Raw genomic sequence first — 14,816 nt, forward strand, 5'->3', positions numbered from 1 at the left:
AAAAATGCCAAAAATTCGGATATCTGTTGACTTATTCTTCCGAATAGAGTATATTTTGTAAGTGAATTAAAATATATGAAATTATTAGTAAATGAAAGTTAAAGGTGGATGTTAAACTATGACACAGACAGTAGAAGTAGCAGACATTGAAAAGACACATAAGAATGCAATCGCTGAGCTTGTGCAGACAGCCTGCAAATTTGAAAGCCATATTGAGATTGAAAGCGAAGGAAAAAATATCAACGCAAAGAGTCTTATGGGGATTATGGCATTTGGCTTGAAAAAGGGAATGGAAGTAAGCATTTCCGCAAAAGGAACAGATGAAAAGGCAGCAGTAGACTGTATCAGCCAGTTCTTAACAAGCAATGCAGAATGTGCAATGTAATGTAAATGTGTGATCAAATGTGAGGAGGTCCGTTTTATGAGAGGAAAAGGAAAATCAGGAGCTACAACAGCAGCAAAAGAAAATGCAGTAAACACAGTTGCAAAGAAGGCAGAATCAACTATTGAAGCAGTGGCTGAAAAGGCAAAAGAAGCTGTAAAGAAAGTAGAAGTTAAAGAAGAAGCTGTTAAAGAAACACTTGCAGAAACAAAAGCTGAGGTAAAGGCAGAAGTGAAAGCAGCAGAAAAGGCTGTAGAAAAAGCAGCAGAGCCTGCAACAGCGGTAACAGCAGCAGAAGCTGCACCTGCAAAGAAGACGGCGGCAAGAAAGACAGCTGCGAAAAAGACAGAAACAAAGCCTGCTGAAAAGAAAGCAGCTGCAGTTAAGAAAACTGTGAAAAAAGCAGTAACAAGAAAGACAGCTGCAAAGAGTGAACCGTCTACGGAAGTATTTATCCAGTATCATGGTAAGCAGATTGATGAAAAGGCATTACTTGAAAGAGTTATGCAGGACTGCGGTGAGGATAAGATTTCAGTGGAAGATTTAAAGCTTTATGTAAAGCCGGAAGATAACGCTTGCTATTATGTTGCAAACGGTAATGTGGCAGGTAAAGTAGATTTATACTAAAATTACTTTATATAGTCAGAACAGAGCTGTTGCGCGAAAACGTTGATTTTCGTGTGGCAGCTCTTTATTTCAATCAGATAAAGGAGAGAGGATGTATGTTTGAAGTTGGCGACAGAGTATTTTACGGTGTTGTGGGCGTGTGTGAAGTAGAAGACATTGCAGCACCGCCGATTAAAGGTATTGACGGAAAGTATTATTATTTACAGCCGGTTTATGATGATAAAGGCATCATCTACTCTCCTGTGGACAGTAAGAAAGTGTCTATGCGGACTATTATCACAAAAGAGGAGGCACAGACATTTTTAGAGCGTGCCAGAAACTGTAAAAGTGATGAACTGCTTAATCAGAAGATTACACCGAACCAGTATGATGAAATGGTAAAATCCCAGGATACGGAAAAGCTGATGCACCTGGTACGTTTTTTATATGATATTAAAAATGAACGTGCAAAGGAGCTGCGCAAAATGAAGTCGGCAGACAGCAGAATGTTAGTAACGGCAAGAAAACTGCTTTACGGTGAACTGGCTGTTGCACTGGGGAAAGATTACAGTGAAATGTCAGATTTACTTGATCAATATCTTGGACAGAATTAATAAATCCGTACAATAAAAATGTTGCAAAAAATATAGAAATAACCGCATACAGTTTTTCATAGATATAAATCAGACAGGATTGATTATCGCAGAACTGAATAAATTCAGTTCGCGATTTCTCCGGCATTAGAATGCCTGCGGAATGGGGATTGGTATGAAGAAAAAACTGATGCGGCGTTTTTGTATTTGGGGCGTATATTGTCTGTGTGTCCTGCTGATGTTGATTGTCAGCGGTGTAGGCGGCAAGGCAGAGCAGACGGCGGCGATTTCTGCAAATGACTGTTATGAGAACAGGATTGCAATTACATTTGACGATGGACCGGGTAAAGGCACAACGGAAAAGTTATTAGACGGACTAAAGGAACGTGGCGTAAAAGCGACGTTTTTTTTAGTTGGTGAAAAAATTGAAGACAACCGTGAACTGGTGGCGAGAATGTATGCGGAGGGGCATCTGATTGGCAATCATACATTTACCCATGTACAGCTTAGTAAGGTGGATGGAAAGCAGGCGCTGGAGGAAATTGTGAAGACCAATACACTGATTGAAGAAATTACAGGCGAACCTGTCCGGTATATCCGTCCGCCATACGGTTCGTATTCCAACAGTCTTTTAATGCAGATTAATATGACACCGGTTTTGTGGAGCGTAGACCCCGAAGACTGGAATACGGATAATACAGGGCAGGTTGTAAAGTCTGTTGTCGCAAATGTAAAATGCGGTGATATTATTTTACTGCATGATATTTATGATTCATCGGTGGTGGCGGCGTTGGAAATTGTGGACGAATTAAAAGCGAAGGGATTCATTTTTGTTACCGTGGATCAATTACTGCTTGATTAATTGTACGAAAGCGTGTACACTGGGGTTGAATTTGAGAGGAAGAATGAAGGAAGATAAGAAAATGAGAGAATAAGAAAATGAGAAACGGAGGGATTACGATGAAGTGGGGTATTATGGCAACAGGCAGTATTGCACAGAAATTTGCGTCAACCGTGAATCGTATGACAGACGAAGGAGAAATCTTACAGGCAGTGGCTTCCAGAACAAAGGAATCTGCAGAAAATTTTGCAAGACAGCACCGGATTCCGGAGGTATTTGATTCATACAAGGCTATGGCGGAGTCCGACAGTGTCGATGTGATCTACATTGCAACACCCAACAATATGCATTATGAAAATGTAAAAATGTGTCTTCTGGCAGGAAAACACGTTCTTTGCGAAAAGCCGTTTACAACCAGTGCGGCACAGGCGCAGGAACTCTATGCGCTGGCAGAGGAAAAAGGTCTGTTTTTAATGGAAGGTTTCTGGATTCGTTTTCTTCCGGTTTTACAGAAAATGCAGGAACTCATCAAGGAGGGAAAGTTAGGAGAAATCCGCTATATCCGTTCCGAATATGGATTTGTTGCAAAAGGGGACAGAAAAGTGCGCAAGTTTAATCCGCAGCTTGGCGGTGGCGCCTTGTTAGATATCGGTATCTATAACCTCGGTTTTTTAAATATGATTATGGGAAAGAATCCCGATTCATTTACCAGCGACGTCCATATGACAGACGTTGGCACAGATGATTTCAGCGTGATTCATCTGCATTATTCGCAGGAGAATGGACAGGGAGCAGAAGCGGTTGTCACAACGGCAATCGGGCTGGATATCCAGCGGAAAGCCGCAGTTATCGGTACAAAGGGCAGTATTTATCTGGACGATTTTCAAAAGGCGGAAACAATGACGGTTTCTTTATCGGACGGAGAAGAATATGAAATTGAAATCCCGTTTGAAATCAATGGCTTTGAGTACCAGATAAGAGAAGCTTCCAACTGTATCAGAGAGGGCAGAACCCACAGCGGTATCTACACCCCGCAGATGTCCTTGCAGACGTTGTCATTGATTGATGATATCCGTGCAGGCTGGAATATGAAATTTCCGTTTGAAAGATAAAATACAGTAAAAATAAAATATAAATTAAATATAGCAAAATAAAATATAGTAAAAGCCTGAAATCACAGGGGTTATGTTATGTATGCGGAGTTGGAATACATGGCGGCACGGGTGGTTTCAGGCTTTTATTTTAGCATTTTACCGGAAATGAAAATGGCATTTTATCAGAAGTAAAAATTTGTCGGACAGATTAAGATAGAATATCTGCATTTACATCATCCGGTACAGACTGTAGTATAAAGTGATTTTTATTTGTGGTAAGCAGTCCCTGCTTTTGCAGGCGCGACAGCTCCGCGGACATGGCAGCACGTTCCACGCACAGATAGTCGGCAAGCTGCTGGCGGTCATAAGGAATATCAAAGGAAAGACTGCCCTGCCGCTGGGCTTCGGCAGACAGGTAGGAAAGCAGTTTTTCTTTTGTTGTGCGCTTGCTCATATGTGTGATTTTCTCATTAAACAGTAAAAGCTTTTTGGCAAGAACAGAAATCAGGTTCTGGATTAAATGTGTGTGATGTTCGCAGGCAGACGGGCAGACCCCTAAAATGCGGTGAATATCTAAGTACAGCAGGGAACAGTCTTTCGTTACTACGACACTGATATTTAATGCAGTACCGTTGGAAGCGGCAAAGGGTTCGGCAAAGGTCTGTCCCGGAAGAATCTGCGCCATGATATTTCTGTGTCCCCATACATCTTCCTGAATTACAATCGCACTTCCCGATAACAGCAGTACCATAGTTGATGTCGTATCTCCGGCACGTAAAAGGTAGCTGTCTTTTTCTTTATCGCTTACAAAAGCCCCCATACAGTGTAATACAGATAATATTTCTGAATCGGACATGCCCGAAAAAATAGAAGCTGTCCTAAGAATCGGTAAAAATTGTTCTAAATTGTCAGTAGTGTTCATATGAATCTCCATTTCTGAGCGACTTGTTGCTAATTTCCATTCCGTAGGTGATAATTTCAAAGGTAATTGATTGTTGTCAAAGTAAATTTTTTATATTATTTTTACTTTGTTTGAAATCAAACATACTTGTTTGAATTATTATAATAAAATCATCATAGAAACGCAAGAGCGGCTGTGCAATAAAAATAGTATAGCCGTTCATCAACAATAAAAACATTCAGAAAGGATTGTTGAAATGAAAAGAAGAATTATCACGATAGATGAAGAAAAATGTAACGGATGTGGTGCCTGTGCCAATGCGTGCCACGAAGGTGCAATCGGAATGGTAAACGGTAAGGCAAAACTGATGCGTGACGATTACTGTGACGGACTGGGTGATTGTCTTCCTGCCTGTCCGACAGGGGCAATTACATTTGTAGAACGCGAAGCGGCGGCTTATGATGAGCAGGCAGTTCTGGAAAATAAAAGAAAGAAAATGCAGGCACAGGGGCAGTCCGGCACACAGATGCCACTTCATGCAGGTTGTCCGGGTACGCAGATGCGCCGTATGCACCATGCGGAAAATAACAGTGCGGCAGGACAAGGCAGTATAGCTGGGCTGAATAATAACGCAGGTCAAAACGGTGTAGTGGGAATGAATAATATCGCAGGTCAAAGCAGTGGTACAGAACCGGCAAATGCAGCATCGTTTTCGCCGGTGTCACAGCTTTCACAGTGGCCGGTTCAGATTAAACTGGTGCCGGTAAATGCACCGTATTTTGATGGCGCAAAGCTGTTAATTGCGGCAGACTGTACGGCATATGCTTATGCAGGCTTCCATGAAAAATTTATCAAAAATCATATCACGCTGATTGGTTGTCCGAAGCTTGATGATGTTGACTATTCGGAGAAACTGACACAGATTATTGCCAATAACAATATCAAGAGCATTACGATTGTCCGCATGGAAGTGCCTTGCTGTGGCGGCATTGAATACGCTGTGAAAAAGGCCATTCAGGACAGCGGAAAGTTCCTGCCATGGCAGTGCTATACGATTTCGATTGACGGAAATATTATTGATGAATAAGAATTGCGGAATGGAGAGTAATAATGGAAAATAAAATGTTTTGTTATCAGTGCGAACAGACGGCAGGGTGTACAGGCTGTACACAGTCAGGTGTCTGCGGAAAATCAGCAGATACAGCCAGATTACAGGATGAGCTGACCGGTGCGTTAATCGGTCTTGCGCGTGCAACGGAGAGTAATCCGGCAACACAAAATACGTATCAGACAATTATCGAAGGACTTTTTACAACAATTACTAATGTAAGTTTTGACGATGATGCCATTATCAGGCAGATTGAAAAGACCCATGCGGCAAAGGAAGAACTGGTACCGGGCTGCGGAAGCTGTGGCGCGCCTTGCGGCAAGACAGAAGATTATGATATGCAGCAGCTTTGGAATGACAATGAAGACATTCGTTCTTTGAAATCGCTGATTTTATTCGGACTGCGCGGCATGGCGGCATATGCTTATCATGCACAGATGCTTGGATATCAAGATGATGAAGTCAATGACTTTTTCTGTGAAGGGCTGTTTAAAGTCGGTTATGAAAATACAATGGAAGAACTGCTCCCAACTGTATTAAAGGTCGGAGAAATCAATTTAAAATGTATGGCACTACTTGATAAAGCCAATACAGAAAGCTATGGAACACCGACACCGGCAGTCGTACCGCTGACCGTGGAAAAAGGACCGTTTATCGTTGTCACAGGTCATGATTTAAAAGACCTAGAACTGCTGTTAGAGCAGACAAAGGATAAGGGAATCAACATTTACACACACGGAGAAATGCTTCCGGCGCATGCTTATCCGAAGCTGAAAAAGTATCCGCATTTAAAAGGAAACTTCGGTACGGCATGGCAGAACCAGCAGAAGGAATTTGCAAATCTTCCGGCGCCGGCTTTATTTACAACAAACTGTCTGATGCCGCCAAAGGCAAGCTACGCAGACCGCGTGTTTACAACAGAAGTGGTGGCATTTCCGGATACCGTTCATATCGGGGAAGACAAGGACTTCACGCCGGTTATTGAAAAGGCACTGGAGCTTGGCGGATTTGCGGAAGATATGGAGTTTACCGGAATCAACGGCGGAAATAAGGTACAGACCGGTTTTGGACACGGCACGATTTTATCTGTAGCGGATAAGGTTGTGGAAGCCGTCAAGGCGGGCGATATCAGCCATTTCTTCTTAGTAGCGGGCTGTGATGGCGCAAGACCGGGCAGAAATTATTATACGGAATTTGTAAAACAGACCCCGAAGGACAGCATTATTTTAACACTTGCCTGCGGCAAGTATCGTTTTAATGACCTTGACCTCGGAGAAATCGGCGGACTGCCAAGAATTATGGATATGGGACAGTGTAATGATGCGTATGGCGCAATTCAGGTGGCAGTTGCCCTCGCAGATGCGTTCGGCTGCGGCGTCAATGACTTACCGTTATCTTTCGTACTGTCATGGTACGAGCAGAAAGCGGTCTGCATTTTACTGACACTTCTGCACTTAGGCATTAAAAATATCCGTTTGGGTCCGTCTTTACCGGCGTTTCTCTCACCGAATATTTTAAATTTCCTCGTAGAAAATTACGGCATTGCGCCGATTACGACACCGGAGGAAGACTTGAAGGCACTGTTGGGAAAGTAGGAGCTGTTGTACAAGATATAAAAATTAAGATACTGTTTCGTTAGATAAGACGATAAGGCATCGGACAGACTGCAAGCGCGGGCTGGACGGTGCCTTGTTTTGCGTGGAGGAAGATAAGATATAAAAATTTTGACACAGGGTACGTCTTTATTATATCCTATTAAATTACGCTTAAAACAGGGCAAAAAATAAATGAAAAAAATTTGAAAAAAGTGCTTGACACGAATAGTGCCTTTGTTTAACAATCAGCAAGAATAAAAAAGAAAGGAAGAAAATCATATGAATTATTATGATGAACAAATGGCAAAAATAAAATTTTACGGAATTGAATATATGGATGTGAATACTATAAACGATTACATTTTTCTAGAAAAAAAGATTGATAAATTGCTGGTTGATTTTGATAAAAAAGAATGTCTAATTAAAGCAGAAAATCTTAGAAATAAAGCTGACGAAGAAAAACAAAAATTAATAAGTGTTTATTATCCATCGATAATATCGTTTACATTTAGTATATATCAATTAGTAACAAGTGTGCTGTTTAATAGTCTTGTACTAATAGTATTAATAAGTGCAGTTTTAAATATTATAGCATCAATGATATTAAATAAGCGTACAAGTACAATTTTACGGATTAGCGAAAACAAAATAATGTTTTATAATAGAATATGTGAAATTATAAGAGAGAAAAATTAAAGTACATATATTTTATATCTATGATATTGTCCCGCAATTAAAATGGCTATAATTGCAAATGTGAAAATGTAATGATATACTTAACATTAAGTGAGTGAAAGTGAGGATTTAATGTGGCAGATAAGAATAATACAAATATAGGTTTTGAAAAGCAAATATGGGATGCGGCTTGTGTATTATGGGGACATATTCCGGCAGCAGAATATAGAAAAGTAATTATCGGATTGATATTTTTAAGATATATATCAGCAGCTTTTGATAAGCGATATAAAGAGCTTATGGAAGAAGGCGATGGATTTGAAGATGATATAGATGCATATACAATGGAAAATGTATTTTTTGTTCCAGAGGAAGCAAGGTGGTCAACGATTGCAAAGGCTGCACATACTAATGAAATCGGAATAGTAATTGATAAGGCAATGCGGGCAATAGAGGCAGATAATAAAACGCTCAAGGATGTATTACCTAAGAATTATGCAAGCCCGGATTTGGATAAAAGGGTGTTAGGCGATGTTGTTGATATATTTACCAATAATATTGATATGTCCGAAACAGAAGCAAATGAGGATTTGCTTGGCAGAACATATGAATATTGTATTGCTCAGTTTGCAGAAAAGGAAGGTGCAAGTGGCGGAGAGTTCTATACACCGTCCAGTATTGTAAAAACGTTGGTTGAAATATTAAAACCTTTTGAAAATTGCCGCGTATACGACCCTTGTTGTGGCTCCGGGGGAATGTTTGTTCAGAGTGCTAAATTTATTCAGGCACATAATGGAAAACGAGGAGCGATCTCTGTATATGGACAGGAGGCAAATGCTGATACATGGAAAATGGCAAAAATGAATATGGCTATCAGGGGGATAGACGCAAACTTTGGACCATATCAGGCGGATACATTTACAAATGACTGGCATAAGACATTAAAAGCAGATTTCATACTTGCAAATCCACCATTTAATTATCATCCGTGGAATCAGGAAAGACTAATAGATGACCCGCGTTGGAAGTATGGTTTGCCACCGGCAGGGAATGCCAACTATGCATGGATTCAGCATATGATTCATCATCTTGCACCAAATGGCAAGATTGGGTTAGTGTTAGCCAATGGTGCATTATCAACACAGACAAGTGGAGAGGGAGAAATTCGTAAGAATATAATAGAAGATGATAAGATAGAGGGAATTGTAGCCATGCCTACACAGCTTTTTTACAGTGTAACGATTCCGGTAACTCTATGGTTTATTTCTAATAATAAGAAACAAAAGGGAAAGACATTATTTATTGACGCCCGAAATATGGGACATATGGTAGACAGAAAACATCGGGATTTGGACGACGAAAAAGATATTAAATTATTATCATATACATTTGAAGCATTTCAAAATGGAACTTTAGAGGAGAAAAAGGGTTTTTGCGCTATTGCAACAATCGAAGATATCGCAAAACAAGATTATATTCTTACTCCGGGACGTTATGTTGGTATTGCAGAACAGGAAGAGGATAAGGAACCGTTTGAGGAAAAAATGACAAGACTTACGTCTGAGTTGTCGGAGATGTTTGCAAAGTCTCATGAATTGGAAGAAGAAATTAAGAAGAAGCTGGGGGCTATTGGGTATGAAATATAATAAATATACATTCAGTCAATTAGCAAAAATAAAATATGGAAAAAATCAAAAGAAAGTTGTATCAGAAAAAGGAACAATTCCTATTTATGGAACAGGGGGACTTATGGGGTATGCAACACAATTTTTGTACGATAAGCCATCGGTTCTTATTGGAAGAAAAGGTACAATAGAAAAAGTGCGGTATATTGAACGACCGTTTTGGACAGTAGATACATTATTTTATACGGAAATAAATGAAAATCTTGTTTTGCCGAAATATTTATACTATGTGCTTTCAAATATGGATTTGAAACAGTATAACGAAGGAACTACAATACCAAGTTTAAGAACAGAAACATTAAATCGATTAGAATTTAATATTCCGTTGATTGAAGAGCAGAAAAAGATTTTAAATATTTTAAAAACTTTAGAAGATAAAATAATACTTAATGAGAAAATAAACAATAATTTAGAGCAACAAGTGCAAACTATATTTGATGATATGTTCCCAGATATTTTTTCTTTAAATGCAAATGCCACTCTTCAAGACTTAATCGTATTTACAAATGGTAAAAAGCGTCCGGAAACAATCGGAAATATTCCTGTATATGGTGGTAATGGAGTATTGGCATATACAGACGAATCGAATGCAAATAATTGTGTCATCATTGGCAGAGTTGGAGCATATTGTGGAAATACATTTCTGTGTCTTGATAAATGCTGGACGAGCGATAATGCAATACAAGCCAAAAGTCGTAATGAATCTTCGCCATTATTTATCTATTACTTGTTACGAAATGCATCATTATTTTCCAGACATATTGGTACAGGACAGCCACTAATGACACAAGGAATACTAAATGCTATACCTATTAAATACCCATTAGAGGAAAAGGTTTCGACATTTATTGATATTTGTACCCCTGCGCATAAGATGATTTTTTCCAATATACAGCAGAATAAATTTTTGGTATCTACGAGGGAATCTTTATTGCCCAAACTTATATCCGGCGAACTTGATGTCTCCGATCTCGACATTTAAGCCGCTAAATTATTGTTTGTAGTTCTTTTAGTTGTAGCTGTTGTTTTATACACTATGAACGTTAATGTGACAGGAGGTGCACTGTTTGATAAAGCACTTCAATGTAAATAGTATTTTAAGTAAAATAAAATGTGTAAATACACATTTAGAAAGGATAGGATATGGCATTAGATAACAAATTGAATATTACTGATTCTACGGAATTAGCTAGAATGGAAGAAAAAATAAGTAAGAAAAAAGCCGTAGAATTATTTGAAAATGGATATTTGGATAATTATGAGGCTGGAAGTTTTAAGATGCTTGCAGAGATTCATAAATATTTATTTGATGAAATATATGATTTTGCAGGAAAAGTACGAACAGTAAATATTGCAAAAGCTAATTTTAGATTTGCACCGGTGATGTATTTACAGGCAGCTATTGAAAATGTTGAGAAAATGCCACAGTCAACATTCGATGAGATTGTCGAAAAATATGTTGAGATGAATATAGCACATCCGTTTCGAGAAGGTAATGGTCGAAGCACCAGAATATGGTTGGATTTAATTTTGAAAAAAGAATTAAACATGGTTATTGACTGGAGCGTTGTAGACAAAGAAGATTATCTGTTGGCTATGGAAAGAAGTCCAATTAAAGATATTGAAATAAAATATATTTTAAAGCGAGCTTTGACAGATAAAGTAAATGACAGAGAAGTGTATATGAAAGGTATAGATCATAGCTATTATTATGAAGGCTATGCTATATACAAAGCAGAGGATTTATAAATATTTTCTCCTATCAACGGCAGGAGATATAGAAGAACTGCCGTTGCAAGTCGTTCTCAAGAATTGTTATGAAGGAGAATTGACGATGAAACAAAATTTAATTACAGACATTGTTCAGGGAATGTTGCCTTATTTGAATAATGCACAGAGTAAACAATTACAAGAAGTATTACAGCATGCGCTTATGAACTATAAAGTTTCACAAGACATAGAAACAGTGAAAGAATCAGAGCAGGATTTTGTGGAACTTTTTTTATCAGCAAAGCGTATTGAAGGCTGTTCAGAGAAATCTCTTAAGTATTACAAATCGACCATTACTACAATGTTAATAACACTTGATAAAAGTGCTAAATATATTGTGACTGACGATATTAGAGGATATCTTACGGAATATCAGCGAAAGAATGGCTTGAGTAAAGTTACAATAGATAATATTCGGCGTATACTTTCCAGTTTTTTTTCTTGGCTTGAGGATGAGGATTATATATTAAAAAATCCTGTAAGGCGAATACATAAGGTTAAGACAGGAACTAATATTAAAGAAACATATTCTGATGAAGCACTGGAATTAATGAGAGATAATTGCACAGAACTTAGGGATTTAGCTATGATTGATATGCTTGCTTCAACAGGTATGCGTGTGGGGGAAATGGTATTGCTTAACCGAAATGATATTGATTTTAATGAAAGAGAATGTATTGTTTTTGGTAAAGGCAGCAAAGAAAGAGTTGTCTATTTTGATGCAAGAACAAAGATACATTTGCAAAATTATTTGGATAGCAGAAGTGATAATAATCCAGCATTGTTTGTGTCTCTTAAAGTACCACATAAAAGATTGCAAATAGGCGGAATAGAAACAAGACTTAGAGAATTTGGAAAGCAATTAGGATTACATAAGGTACATCCGCATAAATTCAGAAGGACCTTAGCGACCATGGCAATAGATAAGGGAATGCCCATTGAGCAGCTTCAACAGCTTTTGGGACATAAAAAGATAGATACAACATTGCAGTACGCAATGGTTAAGCAAAGCAATGTTAAGATTGCACATCGAAAATATATTGGATAGAGAGGATATAGAATTATGGCTGAATGGATGAAAACTTCATTAATAGATATAGTTAAGCTTATTGGTGGAGGCACACCTAAAACAACTAAATCTGAATATTGGGGAGGAAATATCAACTGGTTATCTGTCAAAGATTTTAACAATGAGAATCGTTATGTATATTCTACAGAAAAAACAATTACAGAGGAGGGATTGAATAATAGTTCTACAAAATTACTTCAAAAGAATGATATTATTATTTCAGCTAGAGGTACAGTTGGAGAATTAGCTATGATACCATATCCAATGGCATTTAATCAGTCTTGCTATGGAATAAGAGCTGTAAAAGGTGTTGATAGTACATTTCTGTATTATTTGATAAAAAATAGTGTGAAAAAGATTAAATTAATTACACATGGTTCTGTTTTTGATACTATAACAAGGGAAACCTTTGCAAATATTGATGTAGAAATACCGGATATTAAAACTCAGCAAAGTATAGCTAATGTATTATCAAATATTGATGATAAAATAGAGATAAATCAAAGAATAAACAATAATTTAGCGGCTTAAATTTCGACATTGGAAACATCTAATTCACCGGACATTAGTTTTGGTAAAAGGGTGTCACGCAAAGAAGCAAGATGTTGATTTTCCTTCTTAAGCTGTAGGCGCTGCTCAAACATTGGAGCAACCGTACATTCAAAATTTTTTACGATGGTTTCATCGGCCGGGAAATCAATTTCAAAAGAGTTGATGTCACTTTGATTGAAACCTGCCTGAGCGCTTCTGCCGCCCTTATTATTTATTCCTTCGTAAAATGTACGAGAAGATAAATAACAACGCAAAAATTCTCTGAAAAAAGATTTTTTGGGAAACACCTTTGCAAGGGCAACATTATAAGCTCCGTTAATTCCGAAACATATACGTCCAAGAGAAGCACCATATCGGGCTATCATTATATCGTGCTCCTCACAAAGTTTGTTTTTAGGCGAGTCGGGAATATATGTTATATGGCTGTCTGTATCATAATCTCTAATTTGAACAAAGCGTATGTAACCATCTCTTTCACTAAAAACGAATTCAGAGGCGGGCGGTTGGCTTCCACCAGCATAATCCATTAAGTCTGATAACGAAATGTGTTTTGTATCAATATCTGAAGGTATACAAAAGATGTTTTCATACAAAGCCTGCGCTTGTTGCTCTAAATTATTGTTTACAGCAATATAAAACAAATGAAAATATTATTATTAAATAATAAGTTCTATTAGTAAAATAATTACCAAATAAGAGGTGATAAAATGCACATGTCTTTAAATACAGATGAGGGAATTGAAATTACATCTGTTGATGAGTATATGAGAGAGATAAGTAAGTTGAATCAGAATAAAAAGGATCCCAATGCACAAATGTTTTTTAGAGGGCAGGCTGTCGATTATTGGGATATAAGACCTAGTATTTTTAGAGACCAAATGTTAAGTGTAGAGCATAATTTAATGTCAGAACCATTAAGACAAATTCCAAATGAGTTTAATAATCTTGGTGACAGTTTTGAAATCATGGAGAAATATCAACATTACGGTATGTGTACCAGATTACTTGATATAACAACGAATCCATTAGTAGCATTATATTTTTCATGTGAACGTTATAAAAAAGAAGAATATAAGGACAGGGAAACAAAAAATATAGAAAAAGTCGCGCCACGTGGGATAGTATATTTTAAAGAAGATAACATGCCCTTAAAATATAATGATTTAGAAGTGAGGATTATTTCAAGATTAGCTAGTTATGACATGAATAGTGATAGGACACTGGAAGAAATTGTTGAAAAATTATATCAAGATACTGTTATAAGTATGGATTTAAAGAAAAAATGGCTGGAAGAAAATGGAATGTTTGAGTTTATACATATTTGTCAGAGTGTTTGTACTGTACTTCCAATTATGAATAATGATAGATTGATTAGACAAAGTGGGGCTTTTTTATTACCGGGTAAATTTATTGTGACTAATAGAGGTGACAATTTAAAAAATGCTATAATAGCAAAGGCAGAGTCAAATTTGAGAAATGAATTTGAAGGCATGTTTTTTTATATTGATGATAATAATAAAGAAAAAATAAGAACAGAGTTAGAAAATTGTAATATAAGTGAAGCTAATTTATTTCCAGAATTGGAATACCAACTTAAGTATATACGAAAACATAATGAACAATTTAGACGAGCTGTTTCATATTTTGAAAAATTTGAAAAAATAGAGAAAAATTCAACCTATAATGTAGAAATAAAAGATGAGTACGATATAGATAAATTGAGAATGGTTATCGGAAAATATGACTTAGAAGATGGGGTTAAGAGGGAGATTGAGAATGTCTTTTTAAATAATCAAGATGTAGATTGGATAAAAAGAGATAGTGTTATAAGTAGAATAAAAATACAGATATGTAAAAAATTGCTAGATAACGGTTATGTGAAAGCGGATGCAGAAAAATTAGCGAAAAATATAATAGCTAAAGTAATAAGAGAAAAATGAGTGAG

At 37.3% G+C, this 14,816-nt stretch carries 16 protein-coding genes; 14 read left to right on the forward strand and 2 right to left on the reverse strand.

Features of this window, described 5'->3' with window-relative positions:
- Positions 1-118 precede the first annotated feature (118 nt).
- The 5 genes from WMO37_RS01710 to WMO37_RS01730 all read left to right on the forward strand — a co-directional run bounded on the left by WMO37_RS01710 (position 119) and on the right by WMO37_RS01730 (position 3,534).
- Positions 119-385, forward strand: a complete 267-nt coding sequence (locus tag WMO37_RS01710) for an HPr family phosphocarrier protein (protein WP_022433260.1) — start codon at positions 119-121, stop codon at positions 383-385.
- A 36-nt stretch (positions 386-421) separates the two neighbouring features.
- Positions 422-1,009 (forward strand): DUF6465 family protein, encoded by a 588-nt coding sequence (locus WMO37_RS01715; RefSeq protein ID WP_022433261.1) that lies wholly within the window; start codon positions 422-424, stop codon positions 1,007-1,009.
- A gap of 95 nt (positions 1,010-1,104) precedes the next feature.
- Positions 1,105-1,602, forward strand: a complete 498-nt coding sequence (locus tag WMO37_RS01720) for a CarD family transcriptional regulator (RefSeq protein ID WP_022433262.1) — start codon at positions 1,105-1,107, stop codon at positions 1,600-1,602.
- A 154-nt stretch (positions 1,603-1,756) separates the two neighbouring features.
- Positions 1,757-2,443, forward strand: coding sequence for a polysaccharide deacetylase family protein (locus tag WMO37_RS01725; protein ID WP_349154164.1), 687 nt, complete (start codon positions 1,757-1,759; stop codon positions 2,441-2,443).
- A gap of 98 nt (positions 2,444-2,541) precedes the next feature.
- The gene (locus WMO37_RS01730) at positions 2,542-3,534 is read left to right on the forward strand and encodes a Gfo/Idh/MocA family protein (RefSeq protein WP_349154165.1); all 993 of its coding nucleotides are present in this window, start codon (positions 2,542-2,544) and stop codon (positions 3,532-3,534) included.
- Positions 3,535-3,724: 190 nt separating this feature from the next.
- On the opposite strand, the gene WMO37_RS01735 is transcribed toward WMO37_RS01730, so the two are convergent.
- On the reverse strand, positions 3,725-4,438 hold the full coding sequence (locus WMO37_RS01735) for a Crp/Fnr family transcriptional regulator (protein WP_349154166.1): 714 nt from the start codon (positions 4,436-4,438) through the stop codon (positions 3,725-3,727).
- A 235-nt stretch (positions 4,439-4,673) separates the two neighbouring features.
- On the opposite strand from WMO37_RS01735, the gene WMO37_RS01740 reads away from it, so the two are divergent.
- The 8 genes from WMO37_RS01740 (at position 4,674) to WMO37_RS01775 (ending at position 12,850) form a co-directional block, all read left to right on the forward strand.
- Complete coding sequence (locus tag WMO37_RS01740) at positions 4,674-5,504, forward strand: ATP-binding protein (protein WP_022433266.1); 831 nt, start codon at positions 4,674-4,676, stop codon at positions 5,502-5,504.
- Between the two features lie 23 nt (positions 5,505-5,527).
- A complete protein-coding gene (gene hcp / locus WMO37_RS01745) occupies positions 5,528-7,120 on the forward strand; it encodes a hydroxylamine reductase (protein WP_349154167.1) in 1,593 nt (530 codons plus the stop codon).
- Positions 7,121-7,399: 279 nt separating this feature from the next.
- A complete protein-coding gene (locus tag WMO37_RS01750; protein ID WP_349154168.1) occupies positions 7,400-7,816 on the forward strand; it encodes a hypothetical protein in 417 nt (138 codons plus the stop codon).
- A 113-nt stretch (positions 7,817-7,929) separates the two neighbouring features.
- Positions 7,930-9,441: a type I restriction-modification system subunit M gene (locus WMO37_RS01755; protein ID WP_349154169.1), complete on the forward strand. Its 1,512-nt coding sequence runs from the start codon at positions 7,930-7,932 to the stop codon at positions 9,439-9,441.
- Positions 9,431-10,462 carry a restriction endonuclease subunit S gene (locus tag WMO37_RS01760; protein ID WP_349154170.1) on the forward strand — a complete coding sequence of 344 codons (1,032 nt, stop codon included), beginning with the start codon at positions 9,431-9,433 and terminating at the stop codon, positions 10,460-10,462. Before WMO37_RS01755 ends, WMO37_RS01760 begins: the two co-directional genes overlap by 11 nt.
- Positions 10,463-10,623: 161 nt before the next feature.
- The gene (fic, locus tag WMO37_RS01765) at positions 10,624-11,229 is read left to right on the forward strand and encodes a protein adenylyltransferase Fic (protein ID WP_349154171.1); all 606 of its coding nucleotides are present in this window, start codon (positions 10,624-10,626) and stop codon (positions 11,227-11,229) included.
- Between the two features lie 85 nt (positions 11,230-11,314).
- The gene (xerA, locus tag WMO37_RS01770) at positions 11,315-12,298 is read left to right on the forward strand and encodes a site-specific tyrosine recombinase/integron integrase (protein WP_349154172.1); all 984 of its coding nucleotides are present in this window, start codon (positions 11,315-11,317) and stop codon (positions 12,296-12,298) included.
- A gap of 15 nt (positions 12,299-12,313) precedes the next feature.
- Positions 12,314-12,850, forward strand: coding sequence for a restriction endonuclease subunit S (locus WMO37_RS01775; protein WP_349154173.1), 537 nt, complete (start codon positions 12,314-12,316; stop codon positions 12,848-12,850).
- Here WMO37_RS01775 and WMO37_RS01780 read toward each other — a convergent pair.
- Entirely contained in the window at positions 12,847-13,512 is a 666-nt protein-coding gene (locus tag WMO37_RS01780) for a restriction endonuclease subunit S (RefSeq protein WP_349154174.1), read from the reverse strand. The two genes, WMO37_RS01775 and WMO37_RS01780, sit on opposite strands and share 4 nt — an antisense overlap.
- 72 nt (positions 13,513-13,584) lie before the next feature.
- On the opposite strand from WMO37_RS01780, the gene WMO37_RS01785 reads away from it, so the two are divergent.
- The gene (locus WMO37_RS01785; protein WP_349154175.1) at positions 13,585-14,811 is read left to right on the forward strand and encodes an FRG domain-containing protein; all 1,227 of its coding nucleotides are present in this window, start codon (positions 13,585-13,587) and stop codon (positions 14,809-14,811) included.
- The last annotated feature ends 5 nt before the right edge of the window (positions 14,812-14,816 follow it).

It is taken from the genome of Lachnospira intestinalis (assembly GCF_040095895.1).
In the GTDB taxonomy this organism is placed as follows: domain Bacteria; phylum Bacillota; class Clostridia; order Lachnospirales; family Lachnospiraceae; genus Lachnospira; species Lachnospira intestinalis.